The organism is Rothia nasimurium (assembly GCF_928391935.1).
GTDB lineage: Bacteria > Actinomycetota > Actinomycetes > Actinomycetales > Micrococcaceae > Rothia > Rothia nasimurium_D.
Genome location: NZ_CAKMTD010000012.1, coordinates 1 through 23,964, shown reverse-complemented (window position 1 = coordinate 23,964; position 23,964 = coordinate 1). Strand labels below are relative to the sequence as shown.

19 protein-coding genes are annotated in these 23,964 nt (G+C 61.2%); 13 read left to right on the top strand and 6 right to left on the bottom strand.

Going from position 1 to position 23,964, the window contains the following annotated elements; translation table 11 throughout:
• Positions 1-68 precede the first annotated feature (68 nt).
• The 5 genes from L7A15_RS10000 to L7A15_RS09980 all read left to right on the top strand — a co-directional run bounded on the left by L7A15_RS10000 (position 69) and on the right by L7A15_RS09980 (position 4,997).
• Positions 69-1,013: a sugar-binding transcriptional regulator gene (locus L7A15_RS10000; protein ID WP_336603520.1), complete on the top strand. Its 945-nt coding sequence runs from the start codon at positions 69-71 to the stop codon at positions 1,011-1,013.
• Between the two features lie 71 nt (positions 1,014-1,084).
• Positions 1,085-1,537: a type II toxin-antitoxin system Phd/YefM family antitoxin gene (locus L7A15_RS09995; RefSeq protein ID WP_237200914.1), complete on the top strand. Its 453-nt coding sequence runs from the start codon at positions 1,085-1,087 to the stop codon at positions 1,535-1,537.
• A gap of 491 nt (positions 1,538-2,028) precedes the next feature.
• Positions 2,029-3,408 (top strand): 6-pyruvoyl tetrahydrobiopterin synthase, encoded by a 1,380-nt coding sequence (locus tag L7A15_RS09990; protein WP_237208973.1) that lies wholly within the window; start codon positions 2,029-2,031, stop codon positions 3,406-3,408.
• A 12-nt stretch (positions 3,409-3,420) separates the two neighbouring features.
• A complete protein-coding gene (locus tag L7A15_RS09985) occupies positions 3,421-4,074 on the top strand; it encodes a hypothetical protein (protein WP_237208974.1) in 654 nt (217 codons plus the stop codon).
• A gap of 194 nt (positions 4,075-4,268) precedes the next feature.
• The gene (locus L7A15_RS09980; RefSeq protein ID WP_237188645.1) at positions 4,269-4,997 is read left to right on the top strand and encodes a CDP-alcohol phosphatidyltransferase family protein; all 729 of its coding nucleotides are present in this window, start codon (positions 4,269-4,271) and stop codon (positions 4,995-4,997) included.
• Positions 4,998-5,012: 15 nt separating this feature from the next.
• Here L7A15_RS09980 and L7A15_RS09975 read toward each other — a convergent pair whose 3' ends face one another.
• Together L7A15_RS09975 and L7A15_RS09970 are read right to left on the bottom strand one after the other, a co-directional pair.
• Positions 5,013-5,948, bottom strand: a complete 936-nt coding sequence (locus L7A15_RS09975) for a hypothetical protein (RefSeq protein WP_237188647.1) — start codon at positions 5,946-5,948, stop codon at positions 5,013-5,015.
• 3 nt (positions 5,949-5,951) lie between these two features.
• Positions 5,952-6,878, bottom strand: a complete 927-nt coding sequence (locus tag L7A15_RS09970; protein WP_237188649.1) for a LysR family transcriptional regulator — start codon at positions 6,876-6,878, stop codon at positions 5,952-5,954.
• A 180-nt stretch (positions 6,879-7,058) separates the two neighbouring features.
• Between L7A15_RS09970 and L7A15_RS09965 the strand changes: the two genes are divergently transcribed.
• From L7A15_RS09965 to L7A15_RS09945, 5 genes are all read left to right on the top strand, one after another.
• Complete coding sequence (locus L7A15_RS09965; protein WP_237188651.1) at positions 7,059-10,544, top strand: proline dehydrogenase family protein; 3,486 nt, start codon at positions 7,059-7,061, stop codon at positions 10,542-10,544.
• A 187-nt stretch (positions 10,545-10,731) separates the two neighbouring features.
• Entirely contained in the window at positions 10,732-11,118 is a 387-nt protein-coding gene (gcvH, locus tag L7A15_RS09960; RefSeq protein WP_237188653.1) for a glycine cleavage system protein GcvH, read from the top strand.
• 381 nt (positions 11,119-11,499) lie between these two features.
• Entirely contained in the window at positions 11,500-11,901 is a 402-nt protein-coding gene (locus tag L7A15_RS09955; protein ID WP_237188655.1) for an FHA domain-containing protein, read from the top strand.
• 2 nt (positions 11,902-11,903) lie between these two features.
• Entirely contained in the window at positions 11,904-12,674 is a 771-nt protein-coding gene (locus L7A15_RS09950; RefSeq protein ID WP_237188656.1) for a MerR family transcriptional regulator, read from the top strand.
• A gap of 216 nt (positions 12,675-12,890) precedes the next feature.
• Positions 12,891-13,484, top strand: coding sequence for a MerR family transcriptional regulator (locus tag L7A15_RS09945; protein ID WP_237188686.1), 594 nt, complete (start codon positions 12,891-12,893; stop codon positions 13,482-13,484).
• Positions 13,485-13,583: 99 nt separating this feature from the next.
• Here the strand turns inward: L7A15_RS09945 and L7A15_RS09940 are convergent, their stop codons facing one another.
• Entirely contained in the window at positions 13,584-14,423 is an 840-nt protein-coding gene (locus L7A15_RS09940) for a ParA family protein (RefSeq protein ID WP_237188658.1), read from the bottom strand.
• A 245-nt stretch (positions 14,424-14,668) separates the two neighbouring features.
• Between L7A15_RS09940 and L7A15_RS09935 the strand changes: the two genes are divergently transcribed.
• Positions 14,669-18,118: a pyruvate carboxylase gene (locus L7A15_RS09935; RefSeq protein ID WP_237208975.1), complete on the top strand. Its 3,450-nt coding sequence runs from the start codon at positions 14,669-14,671 to the stop codon at positions 18,116-18,118.
• 115 nt (positions 18,119-18,233) lie between these two features.
• Positions 18,234-18,464, top strand: a complete 231-nt coding sequence (locus tag L7A15_RS09930; protein ID WP_237208976.1) for a hypothetical protein — start codon at positions 18,234-18,236, stop codon at positions 18,462-18,464.
• Here L7A15_RS09930 and L7A15_RS09925 read toward each other — a convergent pair.
• Genes L7A15_RS09925 through efeU form a run of 3 tightly spaced genes read right to left on the bottom strand, consistent with a single transcriptional unit; the run spans position 18,461 to position 22,014 of the window.
• Positions 18,461-19,753: a Dyp-type peroxidase gene (locus L7A15_RS09925; protein ID WP_237208977.1), complete on the bottom strand. Its 1,293-nt coding sequence runs from the start codon at positions 19,751-19,753 to the stop codon at positions 18,461-18,463. The genes L7A15_RS09930 and L7A15_RS09925 overlap by 4 nt on opposite strands.
• Before the next feature lie 36 nt (positions 19,754-19,789).
• The gene (gene efeO / locus L7A15_RS09920) at positions 19,790-21,046 is read right to left on the bottom strand and encodes an iron uptake system protein EfeO (RefSeq protein WP_237200924.1); all 1,257 of its coding nucleotides are present in this window, start codon (positions 21,044-21,046) and stop codon (positions 19,790-19,792) included.
• A gap of 56 nt (positions 21,047-21,102) precedes the next feature.
• Positions 21,103-22,014, bottom strand: coding sequence for an iron uptake transporter permease EfeU (efeU, locus tag L7A15_RS09915; RefSeq protein ID WP_237208978.1), 912 nt, complete (start codon positions 22,012-22,014; stop codon positions 21,103-21,105).
• A gap of 215 nt (positions 22,015-22,229) precedes the next feature.
• Between efeU and L7A15_RS09910 the strand changes: the two genes are divergently transcribed.
• On the top strand, positions 22,230-23,627 hold the full coding sequence (locus tag L7A15_RS09910) for a mycothione reductase (RefSeq protein WP_237208980.1): 1,398 nt from the start codon (positions 22,230-22,232) through the stop codon (positions 23,625-23,627).
• The last annotated feature ends 337 nt before the right edge of the window (positions 23,628-23,964 follow it).

Below are 23,964 nucleotides of genomic sequence, written 5' to 3'. Positions count from 1 at the left end.
ACACTATTTCAACTACTTGGTGCAGGTTAGGCTAGCTGAGTGAACAGAATTTCATTTAGTATTGAATAATGATGAACAAAAGTCAGAATCAGGTGGTGGAGGCAGCCCACCTTTACTACGGGGAACATCAAACCATGGCTGCCATTGCCAGCCGCCTAGGGGTGTCTCGGCCAACGGTATCCCGTCTGCTCAAAACGGCTCGTGAAACCGGGGTTGTAACCATTCAAATTCATGAACGCGCCTACCGCTCCGACCCCCTCGAAAAACGACTTTCAGACATGTACCGGGTGAGGGCTACGGTCGTGAGGGCTCCCGGCCATGCAACTGAGCAGGCCCGGATGCGCCGGGTGGCTATAGCAACAGCGAACCTGGTGGATTCTTTGATGGTTCCCGGTACTACCTTGGGGGTCGCCTGGGGCTCTACTGTCACCGAGGTTGCCCAGTTCCTCCCCAAGCGTCCTTTGACCGGTGTCACTGTGGTTCAGCTCAACGGGGCGGGCAATGCGGTGCATACGGGTATTCCCTATTCGGGGGCGATTTTAGGGCAGGTGTCAGCTGCCTACGGGGCCCAGATGGTTCATTTTCCGGTGCCTGCCTTTTTTGATTTTGCCGATACTAAGGCTGCTATGTGGCGGGAGCGGGCTGTCCGCGGTGTGCTGGCGGTGCAGCGGCAGGTTGATGTCGCCCTCTTTGGTGTGGGCGCTTTTGGTGGTGAGCTCAAGTCGCATGTCTATAGCGGTGGCTATTTTGATGGCGAGCAGATGCGGCAGTTGCAGGCTGAGGGGATTGTGGGGGACTTGTGTACCGTCATGATTCGGGAGGATGGCACTTGGGCTGATTTAGCGGTGAATCAGAGGGCGACGGGCCCCACCCCGGCGGAGTTGGTGAAGATAGGGCGACGGGTGTGCGCGGCTGCTGGCCGCCACCGCGCCGTTGCCCTGCGTGCCGCCCTAGCCACCGGCGCGATCACCGACCTGGTGGTAGAGGCAGACCTGGCAGAGAGGCTGCTCTAGGAGCGCCTGAGGGGCTCGTGAAATGGCATCACCTATTTACTTCTGAATATATTCAGAATTAGACTGTGGGTATGACTGTTGTAACCACTCAATTTGCCTCATCTGACCTGAGTAGATCTGCCGCGAAAGTATTTGCAGCAGCCACTGAAGAGCCAGTTCGTATTACCCGCAGAGACGGGGAAAATCTAGTTCTCATGACTGAGGGCGAACTGAATAGGCAACAGGCCCTTTTGGCCGTGGCTGCACAGATCGTTGCAGTCTCGGTATTCACAACTGAGGACTCCGAACTGGTATCTGAGATGACAAAACATTTCCCCTGGATGCTTGCCCTGAGAAAAACCGACCAGGTTCAGTGTGCCCATGACATCATCGACGATGCCCGAGCAAGTTTTTCACTGCGCCAGCCAGATTTGATTATGGGTACCATCAACGCTTGGAAGGATACCGCAGAGGCGCTCGCTGCTGGTTATCGGAGCGGAAGGTATACAGTCGTCGAAAATGCTGTGCCTTTGGGGCGTCCCTAGTCATGAGTAAGCCACGGAACATTACACGGCCGGTCAAAAGTACCGAGTTTGAGTTGGTTCCTGTCAGTCGTGATGTCGTGAAAAGTTGGCAGGATTTAAAAGCTGTCCAGGCAAATAAACTTGCCGACGCCTGGGACTATTTAACGAATAATCCGCTACTTTTTCACCCTGAACGGAACTATCCGTTAAAGGGAGAATTGGGGCATGCTGTCGTGAACGGTACGCAGTTGACGCAGTGGCAATTTCGCCATCTATCTCATGGTGCTCGTATCTGGTTTTGTGTCGATGAAAAACAAAAGCGTGTGTATATAACGCAGGTGTTTACACGGCACCCGAATGAGACGAAGTGAAGGTCTTGAAGTGGGTAAAGTCTGGTCCTAGCTGGATATTTGGGCAGCGTATGGGCAGCGGGAAGCCCATGCATAAAAACTCACTCAGCCCTCATTCAGTGAACGTGCAGAAAACCTATTGCTTAGGTCATAATGTTCACTATGAGCCTACATGTATATAACGCTGAGGTGAACCCTCACCTTGGACTTCCCGGCGTCACCACCATGCACGGTGACGCCCAAGCCTCTGACTGCACCCCCTTGCCGGGGCCCGGGGCCCGGCCCTGGCGCGTCCGCAAAACACCCCTGGGCGGTGCCTGCCCCACCGTCCTCGTCGGTACCGACAAATTCGTGCAGGTCCTCTGCACCCAGGTCTTCTCCGACAAACTCGAAATGCTCGTGCCCAAAATCGTCATCCTGCACCCCGACGGCACCGAACTCGCCAAACTCGACCTCCCCAAGGGTGCCCTCCTCGGTGGCGTCTACGCCTACCTCGACCAGCACAACCGCATGGTCCTCGTCGACGGCACCAACACCCTCCTGCGCCTAGCGCACTCGCCCGATGGGCGTCGTATCTGGGTTGATTCCCGCACCGACCTGACCGGTATGCTCTCCCTAGTTCCCGGCGACCAGGTCGTCGGGCTAGTGCCCGACTGGCAGGGGAGGGTCTGGGTGGCCTCCAAGAACGGGGCTATCGGCGTCATCGACACCGTGAAAGGACGGGTACGAGCCACCCTCCTGCGCTCCGGCGGGGCCCCGGGGGTAGAACGAATCGACAACTCCATCTCAGCCTGCCCCACCGGCGTCAGCGTCGTGACCTCCCACGCCATCTACATGCTCACCGCCGACGCAACCGGCTCCCCACAGATCCTCTGGAGTCGCACCTACGACCGGGGCAGCGCCCGCAAACCGGGCAAGCTGGCCTGGGGATCCGGGGCGTCCCCCACCTTTTTCGGCCCTAACGGCTCCGACTATGTCATGCTGACTGACAACGCCGACAGGCAAGAAAACGTCCTCATCTACCGCACCAGCGACGGCACCCTCGTGGGCTCTGCACCCCTCTTTACCCCGGGGGCATCCGGAACCGAGAACTCCATGATCGGAATCGGAAACACCGTCATCGGTGCCAATACCTTTGGCTACCCCTACCCCAAATACCCTGATGGTGCCGGGCCCTCCCGGCCCGCTAGCGCCCTTTTCGCCCCGGGCATGGAACGCTGGGACCTGACCCCCACCGGGCTCACACAGGTCTGGAATCGCCCCGATGTTTACTCGTCAGCGGTGCCCCGCTACTCAACCGCCGACGGAATCATCTACACCTGCGAGAGGCGACGCGGCCCCGCCGGCCTGGCAGACGGAGCCTATGCCCACGCGGTAGCAATCGACATGGCAACTGGTAGGACCCTGCACTCCCAGCAATTGCCTGATCATGTCAGTATCGTCCTCGGTGGCGGGGACACCCTGCAAATGGTCGGAACCATCGACTCCTACGGCACCTGGTGGCAGGGAACCATCAGCGGCGTCTACCGAATCTCAGCCTAGAAAGGTCACCTCATGGCACACTACACCCGACGGACCGCAGTGGGGCTGGGAGCCGCAGGCGCCCTCGTCCTGGGGGCCAGCGCAGCTTCCGCCCTACCTGCCAAGCCCGGCCCAGCCCTACCACCCGGGGCTAGCGTCAAGCCCCGTACCCGAACCACACCCGCCCCACCTGCAACCTCCCCGGTGCCCGTCACCGAACAGGGGCTGGCCCTTGAACTGACCTGGGGGCAGGGAGCCACCCGGACGCTCAGCGACATGGAACGCACCCAGGACCTGACCCTGCGATCCGTTCCCTCCCGGCTAACCCTTGCCAACAGGGGTACTACTGTGGTGCCTGCCGGAACAGCCGTCCGCATCAAAACAGCGGTGCTGGACGGGGCTGGCCTCCTCACCGGCCGACGCCAGCCGGTGCTGGCCACAGGAGCTAGCAACAATGTGCGCTCCTGGCTGACCATAACCCAGCAAGCTGATGCCTCCCTACTGACTCTTAGCCAGAACCTGCCAGCAGGCACCCAGCTGGCGGTGGACGTCACCTGGCAGCTCGCCGGTGGCCTGAAAAAAGCAGAAACCCCGCAGGTTCAGCTACGTGCCACAGCCGTGCTGCTTTCTGCCACCACCGGCTACTATGAGGCCCAATCCCGCGAGGTGCTTCTGACCCGCCAATAGGAGCCAGGGTAGGGGCCTGAAGGCTCAGGGTGAAGAGGCTTTGAGGGCCCACCTTTCTTTCGAGAGTCCCTGTCTGCTGTAGACTTTCGTACGTTAGGCGGGCCCTCATAGCGTAAGCCTCCTGCAAAACCGGCTACAGTAGAGGCTGAGTCTCTTGGTCTCTGCAGTCACAAGGTGCCCTAGAAAGGAACATCGTGCCCACTGCCACTCAGCGACTAGCCGCCTGGCTTGTTCATGCCTTCACACTCACAGGACTTGCCTGGGCAACCCTCGCCGGGGTGGCCCTCATCGAGGGCGACTACACTGCCATGTGGCTGTGGCTCGGCATAGCCCTGGTCGTCGACGCGGTGGACGGCACCCTGGCCCGTAAGGCCCGGGTCAAGGAGGTCATCCCCTGGTTCGACGGCGGAATCGTCGATATCGCCGTCGACTACCTTACTTGGACCTTCATCCCGGCCCTCTTCATGTACCTGGCCCTTCCCCTAGGGCCCAAACCACTGGCCCTGGGCCTAGTCATCCTAATCCTGATGTCCTCCATGTTCTGCTACGCCAATGAACACTGGAAATCCAGTGATTACTATTTCGTTGGTTTCCCTGCAGCCTGGAACATCGTGGCAGTGGTCATGTACCTCATGGGTACCGGGGCGACATTTAATATCATTGCCATCCTGGTCTTGGCGGTCTTGACCCTGACGCCCACCTACTACACCCACCCCTTCCGGGTGAAGAAATGGATGGGGATTAATATTGCAGCCATTACGGTCTGGATCACGGCCACAGCAGCCCTCATTGCTCTGGCCCCAGCAAAGCCCCTCTGGATTTTGGTTGCCTTTTGGGTAAGTGGCGGCTGGTTTGCCATCACCTGCGCCTGGAGGACCATCTTTGGTCGTGACCAGGTGGCCAGGTCAACTAACTCGGTCTAACGGGGCCGCTAGTTTTTACTGACGTGAAGCGGGAGCGCCCGCCCGGGCTAACCGGGTGCGCACCCGCTTTTCACGTACATAGCGGAAAATCTCAAAGCCCAGGGCGCTGGCAATAAAGCAGCCCACAATGACATCCACGTAGAAGGGGTAGTGGTGGCCGTGCGTCCAGAAATAGGCGTAGGGGGCGACGAAGGTAATGACAGCGACCAGGAGGGCAAGCAGTCGCACCATGAGCCGTGAGGCTGTAAACATGGCGATGACACCCCAGGCGTAGGGGAAGGCGCCAGCAACGTCTAGCCCCCACAGCACCCAGATATTGCCGTGGAAGCCAGGTAGGTAAGCTACGGGAATTGCCCTGCATATCGAATACAGCATGACGATGGCGTAGGCCCACATGACCGGCGAATGGGCCAGCCTGAAGATGAGGCTCCGGGGGACCATGCTGACACCGTTGCGGCGAAGCTCAAGGAGATCGGCGTTTGCCACGCGTTTTGGGTCAAGACCTTCGAGATGTTGCAAGGCAATAGCACGGAAGGGGCTGGACGGGGCCAGCATGTTTCGGAGGAGCCGCTGGGGGCTGACAGCGAGGGGGACCAGGCTTGTGGCCCCAGGTAGGCGCAGGGCCCAGTCCTTGTGGGGCTCCCGCCTGGCACCTGCTATCTGGCAGGCGTCGCCGAGAATTGCCTGCACCTGGTGGAGCCTGCCCGCATCCACCACCCCGAGCCACAGGCAGATGCGTCGTTCAAGTGACTCCCTCAGGGCAAGCATCAGGCCCTCCACGGAGGGGGAGTGGGCGTTGACATCAAGGTGGCTGAGGGATTCAACTTCAAGGACGTGGGAGCTCAGCAGGGAGCCCAGGCGCGGGGTGCCTGATACCTCAGCAAGCACCGCAGGGTCGAGGGAAAAATCAAGGGCGATCGGTGATTCGGCAACAGAAAACAGGGTAAACATGGTTTATTGCCCGCTCGTGTGGTTGAGGGTCGGGGGAGAGGCCACGGCGGCCTGGAGGGCTGCCTTGACCGCGCGGACTGCAGGTTGGGCAGCGCTTTCGGTGCGGGTCGCTACATAAATCTCGCGGAAGGGGGCGCCGGGGAGGGGGAGGGCCTTGACCCCGTGGACGCGGGCTAGATCTTCACCTGTTGCGGGCAGGGCAAAGGAGGGCATGATGGCCGCCGCCCCGCCTGCCGCCAGGCTCAGGTGGGTGTTCAAATCGTCAATCACATAGCGCACCTGCGGCTCGAACCCGGCCGCCCTGCACTGATTAATGCCCCAGGTTCGGGAGGTATTGTGCTCCCCCTCAAAGACCCAGGGTAGGTTGGCGGCCTCAGCTAGGCTGGTTACCTCAGCGTCGGCTGCCACGACCAGGTTCAGGTTGTCTTCGGTGAGCAGTTCTGAGGTGAGTTCCGGGTATTCCGGGATGAAATGGTGGGGGTAGGACTCGGCAATGACCAGGTCAAACTCCCGGGAACGGGTAAGGGAGAGACCGCTTTCGGGGTCAATCTGCACCACGTGCAACTGCACCAGGGGGGCGTGTTCGGCAAGGTGGGCCAGGGTGGCAGTCAGGAGGGCCTGGGCGGCTGACTGGAAAATCGCCAGACGAATCTGGCCAGCGGGGACGCCGTCGAGCAGGGTTATGCGGGTGCGGGCTGCGTCCAGCTCCTTGAGGATGTTGCGGGCGCTTTCCACCAGGACGAGGGCTTCGGGGGTGAGTTCGACCCGGCGGCCCACCTTGCGGAGCAGGGGGACTCCCACCTCTTTTTCCAGGGTGGTGATCTGCTGGGATACCGCTGAGGACGTCAGGTGGAGGGTTTTGGCGGCGGCGGCCAGGGTTCCGCGCTCGTGAATCTCGAGGAGCATGGCTAGTCGGCGGATGTCGTACACGGTGCCTCTTTTCCTTGGGCCTGGTGGCAGGGGTTACATAAAAGGTTAGCAGAACTAAAGCTATCTGCTCAAAAAGATTCACTTTTGCTAATGGTGTATTTTTGACTCAAAGGTGGTGAAATAGGTTACAACAAGAGTTCTTCCGCCACCCACGGCGGACCAACCAGGAGGGACACCCCCATGGCCTACCCCTTTAGCGATGCCCACCACCAGCAGCTGGCAGACCAAGCCGTCCAGCTCGTAGCCGACTGGGTCAAAGACGCCCAGGCAATCCCGGCAGATCCCGCCGCCGAAAAACTAGCAGGCGTCCTCAAAGACCCCAATGGCCTCGAATTCACCGTCGGCTTTGTCGACGGCGTCGTGCGCCCCGAAGACCAGGCCGTCGCCGGTAAGAACCTTGCCCGCATTGCCCCCATCGTCCCGGCCTTCCTGCCCTGGTACATGAAGAGTGCCGTAGGCCTAGGCGGCAAGCTGGCCTCCAAGGCGTCCTGGCCCACCGTGCCGATCGCCCGCACCGTCCTGCGCCAGATGGTCGGCCACCTGATCGTCGACGCCCGCGACAACAAGCTGGGCCCCGCCATCAAGCACCTCACCTCAACCGGCAACAAGCTCAACATCAACCTCCTAGGCGAAGCAGTCCTTGGTGACCGCGAAGCCGAACGCCGCCTGAGCGAAACCAAGCGCCTGTTGGCCCGCGACGACGTCGACTACGTCTCCATCAAGGTTTCCTCCGTCTCCGGCCCCCACTCCCACTGGGCCTTCGACGAGGTCGTTGCCGAGGCCGTCCGCCGCCTCACCCCCCTCTACGAACTGGCCGCAAACTCACCCACCCCCAAGTTCATCAACCTGGACATGGAAGAGTACAAGGACCTGGATATGACCATCGAGGTCTTCACCAAGATCCTGGACCAGCCCCAGCTCAAGAACCTCGAAGCCGGTATCGTCCTCCAGGCCTACCTGCCCGACACCCTGGCCGCTATGCAGCGCCTCCAGGCCTGGGCTGCCGCCCGCGTTGAAGCAGGCGGCGCCCGTATTAAGGTCCGCCTGGTCAAGGGCGCCAACCTCTCCATGGAAAGGGTCGAAGCAGCCCTGCACGGCTGGCCTCTGACCACCTGCGACTCCAAGCAGGACTCCGACACCAACTACAAGCGTATTCTCAACTACGCCCTGCAGCCCGCCCACACCAAGAACATCCGCCTGGGCGTAGCAGGCCACAACCTCTTCGACGTCGCCTTTGCCCTGCTGCTGGCTGAAGACCGCGGGGTTGAAAAGGACATCGAATTCGAAATGCTGATCGGTATGGCCGCCCAGCAGGCCGAGGTGATCCGACGCCGCGTAGGGCACCTGCTGCTCTACACCCCCGTTGTGCGCCCCGAAGAATTCGACGTGGCTATCTCCTACCTGGTGCGCCGCCTGGAAGAGAACGCCTCCAGCGAGAACTTCATGAGTGCCGTCTTCGACCTGGATTCCTCCCCGGCCCTCTTCGAACGCGAAAAGACCCGCTTCTTGCGCTCACTTGAGGCCGTGACCGACGAGGTTCAGCCTCCCCAGCGCACCCAGAACCGCCTGACCGAAACCGCAGACACCGTCTTCAAGCCCGCCGCAGGCACCTTCGAAAACACCCCCGACACCGACGCCGCCCTCGCCCCCAACCGCGAGTGGGGCCGGGCCATCCTGGAACGCTCCAAGACCACCCAGATCGGTATCGAAACCCTGGCCGCCAACGAGCTGGGCTCCACCGAGGCCGCTGAAACCCTGGTCGCAGAAACCGTAGCTGCAGGTGCCGAGTGGGGTGCCCGCCCGGCTGCTGAACGCGCTGAAATCCTGCGGAAGGTTGCCGTTGGCCTAGCCGTTCGCCGTGGCGACTTCATGGAAATCATGGCCCACGAGGCTGGTAAGACCCTGGAACAGGGCGACGTTGAAGTCTCAGAAGCAGTTGACTTTGCCTACTACTACGCCCAGCTGGCTGAGCGCCTTGACCAGATGGACGGGGCCACCGCCCAGCCGGTCAAGCTGACCCTGGTGATCCCGCCGTGGAACTTCCCCACCGCCATCCCCGTCGGCGGTGTCCTGGCTGCCCTGGCCGCCGGTTCAGCCGTCGTCTTTAAGCCCGCAACCCTGACCGCCCGCGTAGGTGCCCTGATCGCTGAGGTCCTGTGGGAGGCCGGTGTTCCCCGCGAGGCCCTGCGCCTGGTCAAGGTCACCGACCGCGCCGCCGGTTCCCATCTGATCGCCCACCCCGCCGTTGAGCGCCTGATCCTGACCGGCGGTTACGAGACTGCCGAAATGTTCCGTTCCTGGCGTAAGGACCTGCCTCTCTTTGGCGAAACCTCCGGCAAGAACTCCATCATTGTCACCCCCAACGCCGACCTCGACCTGGCGGTCAAGGACGTCGTCTACTCAGCTTTCGGCCACGCAGGCCAGAAGTGCTCGGCGGCTTCCACCGTGATCCTGGTTGGTTCGGTCGGGGAGTCCAAGCGCTTCTACAACCAGCTGGTGGACGCCGTCACCTCCCTGCACGTTGCCCACCCCCAGGACATCGAAGCTGAGATGGGCCCCGTCATTGAGAAGCCCGAGGGCAAGCTCAAGCGCGGTCTGACCACCCTGGGCCCCGGCGAAAACTGGGTCATCGAACCCAAGCAGCTGGACGAGACTGGCCGACTCTGGTCACCCGGCGTCCGCGCTGGTGTCAAGCCCGGTAGCGAATACCACCTGACCGAATACTTCGGCCCCATCCTGGGCATTATGAAGGCCGCCACCCTCGAAGAGGCTATCGAATTGCAGAACGCCACCGACTACGGTCTGACCGCTGGCCTGCACTCTTTGGACTCAGCCGAACTTGAGCTCTGGCTCTCCAAGGTCCAGGCAGGTAACCTCTACGCCAACCGCGGTATCACCGGCGCTATCGTGCAGCGCCAGCCCTTCGGTGGCTGGAAGAAGTCCACCGTAGGCTCCGGCACCAAGGCCGGTGGCCCCAACTACCTGGTTGCCCTCACCGACTGGAAGAGCACAGAAGCCACCGCCTCTGCCGCCCCCACCAGCGCCGCCGTTCGCAACCTGCTGGCCGCCCTGCGCGAGCCCACCGCCACCGACGAAGCCGGTCTGGCCCTGCTCACCCGCGCCGCCAGCTCCGATGCCGCCGCCTGGGCCAGTGAATTCGGTGTCGGCCACGACCCCAGCCAGCTGGGCGTTGAGCGCAACATCCTGCGCTACCTGCCCACCACCGTCCAGGTCCGTCTGGACGAGGACGGCGACCGCGACCGCGCCCTGCGCGTCCTGCTCGCTGGCCTGGCAGCCGGTGCCACCATCGAGTTCAGCCACGGCCAGGACCTGCCTGTAGCTGTCGCTGGTGCCCTGCGCTCAGCAGGCGTAACCCTGCTGGCCCAGAGCGACGAGGCCTACCGGGCCTCCCTGGCTAAGATTGCCAAGACCCCCTCCAAGCAGCTGGAGGGAACCGCCCTGGAAGGCGCCCGTATCCGCTACATCGGCCAGGACGTCACCAGCATTTACGAGGCCCTGGACGGCCGCCCCGACATCGCGGTCTACTTCCAGCCCGTCACCGAGGCTGGCCGCATCGAAATGCTGCCCTTCGTGCGCGAACAGGCTGTCTCCATCACCGCCCACCGCTTCGGCAACCCCTACAAGTACTCCGAGGGCGTCATCTAAGCGGAACCTACCCCGCGCGATCAGGGTACACAGGTGCAACACGCAGGTAACCTGCGGCACTCACCTGTGTACCCTGTGTCATATAATCGTGACTAAGGGCTGGCACCTCCCTCAACTGTTAGCCCACCCCACATCGAGTTTTCACGCACCTCGATCGGTCATCCCACAACAGATAAGGAAAACCCCGATGAGCAACGTACCTGCCGACCTCAAGTACACCAAAGAACACGAATGGGTAGGCGCCCTGACCGCCGACGGCACCGTCCGCGTTGGCGTCACCGACCACGCCCAGGACGCCCTGGGCGACGTCGTGTACGTTGACCTGCCCGAGGTGGGCGAGACCCTTGAAGCCGAGGCCACCTTCGGCGAAATCGAGTCCACCAAGAGCGTCTCTGACCTCTTCGCCCCCGTTTCAGGCGAGGTTGTTGCCGTGAACGAAGACCTGGCTGACTCACCTGAGACTGTCAATAGCGACCCCTACGGTGCTGGCTGGCTGATTGAGGTTCGTCCTGCCAACGAAGCTGACCTGGACGGCCTGCTCTCCGCTTCTGACTACGAGGCTGAAATCGCCTAGTCTGGCCTCCCCCTTGTTCTAGTGCCCCTTCCCGCCCAGCGCGGGGAGGGGCAGTTTGTGTGAGGGGTATTGTTCAGGACGGCGTGCTACCGGGAGCCTGCCGGGAGCTATCCGGGAGCCTGGGCGGGGAGATATGTGTAAAATTCGTGAAAATTTGCGGGAAGAACACGAACCCAACCTGGGCAGAATGGGGCTGAACTAGCTAAGATTGAACAAACGGTTCACTGTTTACCATTTCGTGACCTTTGAACCGGGAACCATCACAAAATAACAACGAACCCTGAGTCATCCCCCGGCCCTGAAACTGGGGCCGTCGATCAACCCTAGGACCAACTGTCGCCCATGTCGCAGAATAACGCCGCACATCCCGCCACCAGTGTAATGAACCTCGTGAGCACCCTGGGTGTTTCTGATGCCCACACTCCCACGAGCGAAGAGAGTAACCTTCTGGCAACCCTGCCTGCAGGTTCAGCTATTCTGATTGGTCTTGACGGGCAGTTTAAGGGCGCCCGCTTCCTCATCACCCCCGACACCGATGACGAAAGCGGCATTACCATCGCTGGCCGTAGCCCCCAGTCAGACATATACCTTGACGATGTGACTGTCTCCCGCCGTCACGCCCTCTTCATTCCCAATGCCGGTAGCTACATTCTGACTGACGCTGACTCCCTGAACGGTACCTACGTCAATGGCGACCGCGTTGACGAGGCCTACCTGAAGAACGGCGACGAAATTTACATCGGCAAGTTCCACTTTGCCTTCTACCTGGGCCAGGGTAACTAAGCATGTCGCAGGCCGAATCAACTGCAGCAAAGAACAAGACTATCGGTCAGGTTCTTTCTGCCCTTGAGGGGGAATTTGAGGGCATTAGCGCCTCAAAAATTAGGTTCCTCGAAGATAAGGGATTGGTGAGCCCCCAGCGTACCAACACCGGCTACCGCAAGTACTCCGACGCTGATATTGAGCGGCTTCGCTACGTGCTTCAGCTACAACGCGACCAGTACCTGCCCCTCAAAGTGATACGGGAACGTCTGGACGACGTGGATGCTGGCCGGGTCACCCTCCCTCTTTCTGACACTTCAGCTGCCCCGGCTGCCAGTGGGCAGGGGAGTGGGGCGACGCCGTCCGCCCCCTCAGCCCCCCAGCTGCCCCGGGAGGAAGCTACCCTTGCCGACCCCGGAGTCACCTATACCCTGAGGGAGCTGGGAGTTGCCGCAGGAGTGGACATGCCCCTACTACGGGAACTGATGACCTACGGCCTGCTGGCTGAAGGGAAGGAAGAATACGACCAGTATGACCTTGCCGTCACCCGGGTCAGTGACCAGCTAACAGCCCACGGCCTCCACCCCCGCCACCTGCGTGCCTTCCGGGCCGCTGCTGACCGCGAGGTTGACCTAGTAGAAACAGCTGTTGGCCCCCTGGCCCTGCGGAAGGATGAAGAGTCCCAGGCCCGGGCCGCTGCTTTGGCAGGGGACATCGCTAACCTGCTGCTGCGCCTGCACATGGCCCTGGTTGCAGGGTCTATGCCTAGCTATGAGCAGGGCCCTACCTCCTAGTCGGAGTAGGGTGGGCAGAAAAAAGGTGTTTCTGCTTAATGACAAACAGCACGTTAAAACGCCTGTTCCGGCGGTGCCAATAACTCAGAAAAAGGTGCCGCTGGCAGGTAGTATTGGGTAAGTCAACCAAACTGTGAGGGAAGGAAACGCTACACCGTGAACAGCCACGATGAACAGCACGGCGCTCTTGGCGCCCTCCGAGGCGTGCCTGCCCCCATGGACGAGCCCCTGCTCGGCTTTGAGGACGTCATGCCCCGTACCTCGCCGGTGGGGGAACAGGGTGTCCTGTTTGATGATCCCGTCTCCCTGGTTGATGAAAACCTGGGTTACCGGGGCCCTACCGCTTGTAAGGCTGCTGGTATTACCTATCGCCAGCTTGACTACTGGGCCCGTACCCACCTGGTGGAGCCGACTGTCCGCTCAGCCCAGGGGTCTGGTTCCCAGCGTCTCTACTCCTTCCGTGATGTTCTGGTGCTGAAAATTGTCAAGAGCCTGCTGGATACCGGGGTGTCCCTGCAACAGATTCGCACCTCAGTTGAGCACCTGCGTGCCCGTGGCGTTGAGGACCTGGCAGGGATTACCCTGATGTCAGATGGCGCCTCAGTGTATGAGTGTACTTCTGCTACGGAAGTGATTGATCTGGTCCAGGCAGGTCAGGGTGTTTTCGGTATCGCTATCGGCCGTGTCTGGCGTGAGCTTGAGGTGTCTTTGAGCGCACTTCCGGGCGAAAATACCGCTGGCGCTGTTGAAGAAACCGCAGAGGTTCATGACGAACTTTCTGCCCGGCGGGCCCGCAAGGCCGGCGCCTAAACTATCTAGTCTTAGCAAAGAACCCAAACGCTAGTAAGCGTTTGGGTTCTTTGCTGTCAGGGGGCGTGCTCATCAGCGGCGCTAGGACACTGAGAATGCTTAGGACGCTGAGGACACTGAGGACATGAGGCCTGAGAGCAGGAGGGTGAAGGCTGAGGCAACGGGCTGGGCTGCGGCCTCAGGCCAGTAGTGTACCGGGTAGGCTGCCCCCTGGATGCGCTGGAAAATAGGGGTTTCAGGGATGGTGGGGGTGGCAACCAAATCACCAAAAAGGACCCTCATTTCTTCGGCCCGGTACATGTGTTCCGGGTCGGTGGGGCGTACCTTATTGATCAATACGGAGGCTGACCCGACGGAGTAGTCGGTGGACGCCTCAAAGCGGGCTATGGCCCGTAAGGTTCGTTCGGTGCCTGCTACCGAAAAGAGGGAGGGCTCCGCAACCGATACCACCCGGTCGGAGGCGGCCCAGGCGGTTTCAGTCAGGCGGCCCAGGGTGGGTGGGCAGTCCACCAGAATCAGGTCAAAGAGGGGGCGGACGGGATCCACCAGGCTGGGGAGGGCCCCAAGGGCCTGGGCGTAGGGGAGGTTTTCAAAGGCCATAGAGCGGGCTGAACCGCGCACTACCCAGGTGCCAGCATCAAGCCCGGTGACAGAGGCATTACCCAGGGAACCTAAAGCCGACCAGGAGGCGGGGGCAGCGGCGTCCTCAAGAGACGCAGAGTTAGGGGAGAGCAGGAGCTCGCCCACCTCCGGGGAGGAAGACGGGGCACCCAGGCCTGTAGAGGCATCCCCGTGGGGGTCAATGTCAATGATGAGTGAACGCAAACCAGCTGCCTGGGCTGCCGAAGCGAACCCTAAAATGACGGAGGTCTTACCCACCCCGCCCTTCAAACTTGAAACGCTCACTACCTGGCCCATACGCCCCTGCCTGATCTGCATCAAAACTTACCCGTCTATGCTACCTGCCGGGCAGGCGTCCTGACCTCCCCCGAAAAAGGTTCCCCCTACAAGCCAATTTCCTGAGTGTTGCTATATTCACAATAAAATTTAAAAGTTACGCCATTCAGCTCAAAAATCGGACTTAAGCAGACCCTGCCTCGTGTTCAAGGTTATATTTGAGGTGTTCACACACGCACTGTGGCTTAGTCTCGTACCTCCCAGGTGACGAGACGGAACGGAAAAAAATGTTTTCAAAGATCCTGGTCGCTAACCGCGGCGAAATCGCAATCCGCGCCTACCGCGCGGCCTACGAGCTCGGCGCCAAGACCGTCGGCGTCTTCCCCTACGAAGACCGCCACTCCATTCACCGTCAGCAGGCCGATGAAGCCTACCCGATTGGTGAAGAAGGCCATCCCGTCCGTGCCTACCTAGACATTGATGAGATTATCCGCGTCGCCAAAGAAGCCGGCGCAGACGCAATCTACCCCGGTTACGGTTTCCTCTCCGAGAACCCCGATCTGGCCCGCGCCGCTGCGGCAGCCGGTATTACCTTCATCGGCCCTCCCCCGGAAGTTCTGGAACTGGCCGGTAACAAGGTCGAGGCCCTCAAGGCCGCTAAGAGGGCTGGTATCCCCGTCCTGAAGTCCACCGAGCCTAGCGCTGATGTCGACAAGCTCCTGGCTGAGGCTGAGGAAATTGGCTTCCCCATCTTCGTCAAGGCTGTTGCCGGTGGTGGCGGACGCGGTATGCGCCGCGTTGAGAAGCGGGAAGACCTGCGTCCGGCCATGGAAGCTGCTATGCGCGAGGCTGACACCGCCTTCGGTGATCCTACCGTCTTCCTGGAACAGGCTGTTCTGCGTCCCCGTCACATTGAGGTTCAGATCCTGGCTGACGCTGAGGGCAACATTGTTCACCTCTTTGAGCGTGACTGCTCCCTGCAGCGCCGTCACCAGAAGGTCGTTGAGATTGCGCCCGCCCCCAACCTGGACGAAGAGATCCGTCAGGCCCTCTTCCGTGACGCCGTCAAGTTCGCTAAGGAACTGGGTTACGTCAACGCCGGTACCGTGGAGTTCCTGGTTGATACCGCCGGTGAACGCGCAGGCCAGCACGTTTTCATTGAGATGAACCCCCGTATCCAGGTGGAGCACACCGTGACCGAAGAGGTCACCGACGTTGACCTGGTTCAGTCCCAGATGCGTATTGCAGCTGGTGAGACCCTGGAAGATTTGGGTATCCGTCAGGACGAGCTGCGCGTGCGTGGCTTTGCCCTGCAGTCCCGCATCACCACCGAGGACCCGGCCAACGGCTTCCGCCCCGACGTTGGCAAGGTCACCTACTACCGCTCAGCCGGTGGTTCTGGCATCCGCCTGGACGGCGGTACCGTCTACACCGGTGCCCAGATTTCACCCCACTTCGACTCCATGCTGGTCAAGCTGACCTGCCGTGGCCGAACCTTCGAGGACGCCGTCCGCCGCGCCTCCCGCGCCCTGGCCGAGTTCCGTATTCGCGGCGTTGCCACCAACATCCCCTTCATCCAGGCGGTGCTGGAAGACCCGACCTTCCGGGCAGGCGACGTCTCCACCCCCTTCATTGACGAGCACCCCGAACTGCTGACCAAGAAGCCCTCAGCAGACCGTGGCACCAAGGCCCTGCAGTACCTGGCCAACGTCACCGTCAACAAGCCCCACGGCGAACGTATCGAGGGCCTGGACCCCCGCTGGAAGCTACCTGCCTTCCCCGGCGACAAGACCTCTGAGCCCTACCGCTCACCCTTTGACGCCTCCACCCATGAGCCCCCTGCGGGCTGGCGTCAGCGCCTGTTGGAGCTGGGCCCCGAAGGCTTTGCCAAGGCTGTGCGCGACACCAAGGAAGTGCTGATTACTGACACCACCTTCCGCGATGCCCACCAGTCCCTGCTGGCCACCCGCGTCCGTACCCGTGATCTGCTGGCAGCAGCCCCTGCCGTAGCCCACACCACCCCCGAGCTCTTCTCTGTGGAGGCCTGGGGTGGGGCAACCTACGATGTGGCCCTGCGCTTCCTGACGGAAGACCCCTGGAAGCGTCTGGCCCAGCTGCGTGAGGCTATGCCCAACCTGCCCATCCAGATGCTGCTGCGTGGCCGCAACACCGTGGGCTACACCCCCTACCCCACTGAGGTTACTGACGCCTTCGTCAAGGAAGCCGCTGAGACCGGTGTCGATATCTTCCGTATCTTCGACTCCCTCAACGACGTCTCTCAGATGACCCCGGCCATTAAGGCCGTGCGTGCCACCGGCACCGCAGTTGCCGAGGTTGCCATCTGCTACACCGGCGACATGCTGGATCCTAACGAGCAGACCTACACCCTGGACTACTACCTGAACCTGGCTGACCAGGTGGTAGAAGCCGGCGCCCACATCCTTGCTATTAAGGACATGGCTGGCCTGCTGCGTCCAGAAGCTGCCCGCCGCTTGGTCACCGCCCTGCGTGAGCGCTTCGACCTGCCGGTTCACCTGCACACCCACGACACCGCAGGTGGCCAAATCGGCACCCTGTTGGCTGCCGTTGAGGCAGGCGTGGATGTCGTCGACGTAGCAACCGCCTCCATGGCAGGTACTACCTCCCAGCCCTCCTTCTCCGCCCTGGTTGGCGCCCTCCAGCACACCGACCGTGCCCCCTCCATCTCCCTGGAGGCAGCCTGTGCCCTGGAACCCTACTGGGAGGCCGTCCGCGCCATCTACAAGCCCTTCGAGATGGGCCTGTCCTCACCCACCGGCCGCGTCTACACCCACGAAATCCCCGGTGGCCAGCTCTCCAACCTGCGTGCTCAGGCAACCGCCCTGGGCCTGGGGGAGCGCTTCGAGGACATCGAAGACATGTACGCCGCAGCTGACCGCATGCTGGGCCACATCGTCAAGGTAACCCCCTCATCGAAGGTTGTTGGTGACCTGGCCCTGCAGCTCGTCGGTATGGGCGTGTCCCCCGAGGACTTCGAGAAGGACCCCCAGAAGTTCGATATCCCCGACTCCGTCATCGGCTTCCTCAACGGCGAGCTGGGCACCCCGCCTGCTGGCTGGCCCGAGCCCTTCCGCACCCGCGCCCTGGAGGGCCGCAAGCTCTCCAAGCCCTCGGTCAACGAGCTGTCAGCTGAAGACCTGGAAGCCCTGAACGGGGACTCAGCCACCCGCCGCGCCACCCTCAACCGCCTGCTCTTCCCCGCCCCCACCCGCGAGTTCGAGAAGGCCACCGAAGAGTACGGCGACCTGTCTATCCTGCACACCCGTGACTTCCTCTACGGCATGATGTTCAAGCGCGAGCATGTCATCTCCCTGGGTAAGGGCGTTCGCCTCATTGCGACCCTGCAGGCAATCTCAGAACCCGACGAAAAGGGCATGCGCGAGGTCATCTGCACCCTCAACGGCCAGCAGCGTACCGTCAAGGTCCGTGACAACTCAGTAGAGTCCAACGTCAAGGAAGCAGAGAAGGCTGACGCCTCCAACCCCGGCCACATCGCAGCCCCCTTCGCCGGTGGTGTCACAATCACCGTCAAGCCCGGTGACGAGATTTCAGCCGGTGACCAGGTAGCCACCATTGAGGCCATGAAGATGGAAGCCTCCATCACCTCAGCTGTCTCAGGTACCGTTGAGCGCGTTGTCTACAACGAAGTCTCACAGGTAGCTGGCGGTGACCTCCTGATCGTGGTCAAGGTCAAGTAACCCCAGCCCACGGTCAAACGACACAAACGGACGCCCCACCCGGCAGGAATTGCCGGGTGGGGCGTCCGTCCTTGTCTCTCCTGTTCCCCAGTAGCCACCTGTTAGGCTAGGTAGCATGAACGTAACTCACCTGATGATCATTGGTTTTGGCGCGATCCTGCTCCTGGTGGGGGTGCTTGCCCCGCAGGGCGGCTGGAACATTTACGTGATGGCCCTGGGCTTCATTCATATTGTGGTCGGTAACCTGCTGGTCTTCCGCCAGCTCCAGCGGAACTTCCGCGAAAACGCCGAAGCCGCCGCCCAGGCGTCCGCCCAGCAGGGCACCGACTCAAAGCCCCAGGCCTAAGTCCCCTCAAAGAAGCCCTGGCCGATGTAGCCGCCCTCCTTCGTCACCCCCGGGGGGACCAGGAAGGTTGAGCTTGAGCGGGTTTTGAGGTACTCAACGAAGAGATCATCCCGGGCCATGTTCTTGTGAACCACCGCAAAACGGGCAGGGTCCTTAACGAAGGCGATAAAGAAGAGGCCTGCGGCCAGTCGGCCCTGGGCGTCGTTCCCATCCACATAGTTGTAGCCCCGCCGCAGCATGGCGATCCCCTGGTTGTGGTCAGGGTGGACCCTCGCCAGGTGGGACCGCTCATCAATGAGCAGGTTGCCGTCCTGATCCCGGGCCGAAAAATCAGGCGGGGTGAACTCGTCACCCCCAGACAGGGGTGCCCCGAGGCGCTTATCCCGCCCGGTGACCCTCTCCTGCTCCTGGAGCTGAACCCCGTCCCAGACCTCAATGGTCATGGAGATTTTGCGGGCAATCAGGTAGGTACCGCCAGCGGCAACGCCCTGGTTGATCCAGACATGCTCTGCCAACCGGTCGGTTTCTTCAGCCTTGATGTTGGAGGTTCCGTCCTTTTGCCCAAAGAGGTTGCGCGGGGTGGCTTGGGCTGTTGTGGTGGACGAGGTGCGCCCAAAACCCAGCTGGGACCAGCGCAGTGTAGCAACCCCGAAGGCGATTCGGGTCAGGTTCCTGATCGCGTGAACGGCAACCTGGGGGTCGTAGGCGCAGGCCTGAATGAAAAGGTCACCGCCTGACAGGGCAGGGTCAATAAAGTCATTGACCATTTTGGGTAGGGGCTGGAACTCCGGCGGCAACTGCCCGGCAAGACCAAAGCGGTCCTGGCCGTCCTCACCCACAAAAAGGCTCCTACCGAAACCGAAGGTGATGGTCAGCCCCGAAGCCCCCAAATCAGCTGCTTCACCTGTATCAGGTGGGGGTAGGGCAGGACCACCCCCGAAAGCCCCCGCGGCGGTGACGTCCAGGCCCAGGGTGAGGCGGCTTGCGGCGTAGGTCCAGTCCTGCAGGAGCAGGATCAGGTCCTCCCGGCTCACCCCCTCGGCCAGGTCAAAGGCGGCACAGTGCATTCTGTCCTGGGCCTCGGTGATAATCCCAGCCTGGTGCTGACCATAAAAGTCAAAGACGAGGTCCCGCTGCTGGGCAGGGATGCTAGCTCCCTGCCCGACAGCGTACCCGGCGGCCATACCCCCGAGCAGGGAGACGCCAGAGCCTGCCCCCATCAGGGCCAGGGCAGCCCGACGCGATAAACCGGCTGGGCCAGAAGAACGGGGCGAATCTGTGGTCGTCATGGGGTCCTCTCGAAAAGACGGTAGGGCTACTAGGGGCTAATCAACCAGGGCAGCGGTGAGCTGGGAGAGGGGCTCACGCACGGCGTCGAGCTTAGTGGTGAGCTGCTTCCGCTGGTCTTCGCTGACGGTGTCGTAGAGAACAAAGCCCTCCTCAAAGGAGCCGTACTGGCTGAGTTCTGCCTCAAGCTCTGTGAAAGCAGCGTCGATGGTCTTCACCAGCTGGGCCTTGTCCTCAGACCCGGCAGAGGCGATGGGGGCTACCAGGTCAAAGGCGATCCGGGAGCCTTCGAGGTTGGCCTGGAAGTCCCACAGGTCGTAGTGGCTCCACCAGTTTTCTTCACCGGTGACCTTACCAACTGCGATTTCTTCAAGTAGGGCTGAGGCCCCGTTGGATACGGAGGTGATGTTGAGCTGCTGGTCGTCGATGAAGGTGGGGGAGTGGATTTCGTCGTAGAGGGCCTGCACGTCGGTGATGAGGGTCTGGCCGATGCGCTGGCGGTCGGCCTCGCTGGAGGGCTGCCAGCCCTCGTGGGCTGAACTTCCGTCGGGCTGGAGTTTGTCAGCTGCGGGGACCCAGAGGTCCTTTTCGATGCGGTGGAAGCCCAGCCACTCGGTGAAGGTCGGGTCGTCTTGTGCCAGGAGTTCTGCCTCTGCCAGGTAGTCAATCTCGCGGTAGTCGATTCGGGGGTCGAGGATGCCCAGGGCCTCGGCGATGGGTTCGATTCGTTCGTAGTGGACGCGGGTGGAGGCGTAGAGTTCTCGGGCGGTGTCGTCGTCACCTGCCATGTAGGCCTGGGCGAATTCTTCAACCCGGGGTACGAGTTCTCCCACCTCGTTCTTGGCAAAGTTGACGTAGTTGGCAACAGCTTCTTCGTAGAGTTCCTTCTGGTCGCCGGTGAGTTCGATGGGGTCGCCTGTGACGGTAAAGGCTGCGGTGCCTACGTTTTCACCGCGCATGCCGGGCTTGCAGGCGGTGTAGTAGTCGCCCGGCTGGAGGGAGACGGTGAGGTCGGTGGTTTGGCCGGGGGCGATGTTTTCTTTTTCAGAGACGATTCGCAGGCCGTCTGACCCGAGCAGGTAGAACTCTGTGGTCTTTTCGCCGTCGTTTTTAATGCTGAAGGTGGTGGTGCCTGAGCTGGTGGTGTTGGTTGAGAGAGCACAGTCGGAGGTGGTGGACGAGACGGTGATGGCTTCGCCGGCCTGCTGCTGTGCTTGTTTATCGACGCAGGCGGTGAGGGCGAGGGTGAGTCCGGCGATGGTGAGGACGCTCAGGGGGAGGGAACGGGCGGTCATGGGGTGCCTTTCTTGGGCTGTAGGGTGGGGCAGAAGAGGGGACGGGCTCGGGGTAACTATGCCTGCGACTGTGCAGGGGTAGCCCGGCGAAGTCGCCTCTTCCACAGGGGGAAAACTAGGGCAAGGTAGAGGGCCCAGGCTAGGAGTTCAAGCCAGGACATGAGGGGAGTGAAGCCGATGGTTCCCTTGAGGACGGCGGCGAGGGCGCCTGCCGGGTCGATCTGGTCTTGGAGGTCAAATGCCCAGCCGAAGGGGAAGGAGGCTCCCCAGAAGGGGGTGGTGGTGAAGCCGACGAGGACCTCGCCCGTCCTGAAATTGGTGGGGGTGATGGGGGCCCCTGAGAAGGGCCCGGGCAGGAAGCGGGCTTCTTGGAGGTCGTGGATTCCGTAGGCGAGGATTCCGGCGCTCATGATGATGAGGAGGGCCCCGGTGACGGTAAAGAAGCGGCCGAGGTTGAACCTCATCATGCCTTTATTGATGGCAATTCCCAGGCCGACGGCGAGCAGGATTCCAAGGAGGGCCCCGGCGAGGGCGGCGGGGGCGGACGACCAGGCCCAGAGCATGAGGGTGGTTTCAAGGCCCTCGCGCCCGACGGTGACGGCGGCCAGCCAGAACATGGCCCAGCCAGTTCCTGCGGCGAGGGCGAGCCGGGCTGAGTTTTCGAGCTCCTGTTTTAGGGTGGGGCCGATTTTGGCCATCCAGAAGACCATGGAGGTGACCATGGCAACGGCTAGGAGGGAGAGCCCGCCGCCGAGAAGTTCTTGGCCCTCGAAGCTGAGGCCGTAGCGTCCGTAGGTGAGGGCGGCTCCGGCGAGGAGGGAAACTGCCGTTGCTATGCCTACTCCCCACCAGATTTTTGGGCGGGTGTCGGCCCTGCCGACCTTGGTGACGAAGGCCAGGAGAATCCCGATGACCAGGGCGGCTTCTAGCCCCTCCCGCAGGCCAATGAGGAAGGTGGCGAGGAACAAGGGAGCTCCTTTCAGGGAACCAACAGCAGACTTCAATAATTAGGTAAGCCTAATCTTATTTAAATATAAGATTAACCTTGTTCATCTGTGAAAGGTGCGGGAAGACCCTATCGTCATAAAGTGGAATAAAGGGGTGCCACTACCGGTTATAGTCGGTAGTAGCCCTTTGTGTTCAGGGCTGATTTCAGCGCGTGAAAGGTAAAACCGTGGATCAACTGCGTACCTACGACCTCATCATCATCGGCTCTGGCTCCGGTAACTCCCTGCCTAATGAGGACTACGAGGGCAAGAAGATTGCCATCATCGACGGCGGCCGTTTCGGTGGTACCTGCCTCAACGTGGGCTGCATTCCCACCAAGATGTATGTCTACCCGGCCTCAACTGTTGCCCGGGCCAAGGACGCCGCCCGACTCGGCGTGGATCTTGAGCACAAGCACACAGCCTGGCGGCAGATTCGGGACCGGATTTTTGACCGGATTGACGCCATTAGCGAGGGCGGCTTGGCCTGGCGAAAGTCCCTGGAGAATGTCGATGTCTATGAGGAATACGCCCGGTTCACAGGCCCCAAGACCCTCACCACCGACTCTGGGGTCCAGCTCACCGCTGAAAACATTGTGCTGGCGACAGGCTCCCGCGTCGCCCTTCCCCAGGTTCCCGGGATTGACCTGCCCCAGGTGCACACCTCAGATACCGTTATGCGGATCGACGAGCTGCCCGAGCGCGTGGTGGTCATTGGTGGTGGCTTCATTGCTGCCGAGTTCTCCCACGTCTTCTCAGGGTTAGGTGCCCAGGTGACCCAGGCCGTCCGGTCAGACCGCCTGCTTCGCGGTCACGACGACACCATTGCTGAGATTTTCACCCGCGAGGCCGCCCGCCAATGGGACCTACGCACCAACCACGCCCTGAAGGCTATCGAGCCTGCCGACAACGGTTCTGTCACGGTGATCTTTGAGGACGCCGGTGAGCAGGTTGCCGTGCCTGCCGACCTGGTACTGGTGGCAACGGGCCGCACCCCCAACTCCGATACCCTCAATGCTGCCACCTACTTTGATGTGGACGAGCGGGGCCTGGTCCAGGTGGATGAGCACCAGCGGGTGCTCTCAGGCGGCCAGCCGGTTAAGGGCGTCTGGGCTCTGGGCGATGTGAGCTCCCCCTACCAGCTCAAGCATGTGGCCAACGCCGAAATGCGGACCGTCCAGTGGAATATCATCCACCCTGACCAGCTGCGCTCTACCGACCACCGCTACGTCCCTGCCGCTGTCTTCACCCACCCGCCTATTGCCGCTGTCGGCCTGACCGAGGCCCAGGCGCGGGAAGAGGCTGAACGCGGTGGCTTTGAGGTGACCGTCAAGGAGCAGAAGTTCGGCGATGTAGCCTACGGCTGGGCTATGGACGATAGTGAAGGCGTCTGCAAGCTGATTGCCCGCAAGGATACCGGGGAGCTACTGGGTGCCCACCTGATCGGTGAGGAGTCACCCAACTTGATTCAGCCCCTGATTCAGGCCATGAGCTTTGGTCTGAGCGCCCGCGATATGGCCCGCGGCCAGTACTGGATCCACCCGGCCCTCACCGAGGTTGTGGAGAACGCCCTGCTGGGGCTTGAACTCGACTAAGATTTAGGGACCCTCTATCTCATAGTGAATTTTCTGCACACAAAATTCACTGTGTATGTTGTACACAGTGAATTGGTCGTGTACTATGTAAATAACTTCACTGAGGGAGGCTGAGAGCTATGCAGCGACGGATGGTACTCATCGATATCGAGAACTTTAATGGCGGTAACGTAGACACGCTAGAAAAAGCAGCTTGGTGTAAGCAGCGTATAGTGAGGCTTATTCAAAAGTAGACACGCACCCCACACCCACCAACTAGACAACGGCCCCACCCGCGGCAAAAATATGAGCGTTAAATCTCTACAAATAACCTCAAGCCATACCGGACAAGACCGTT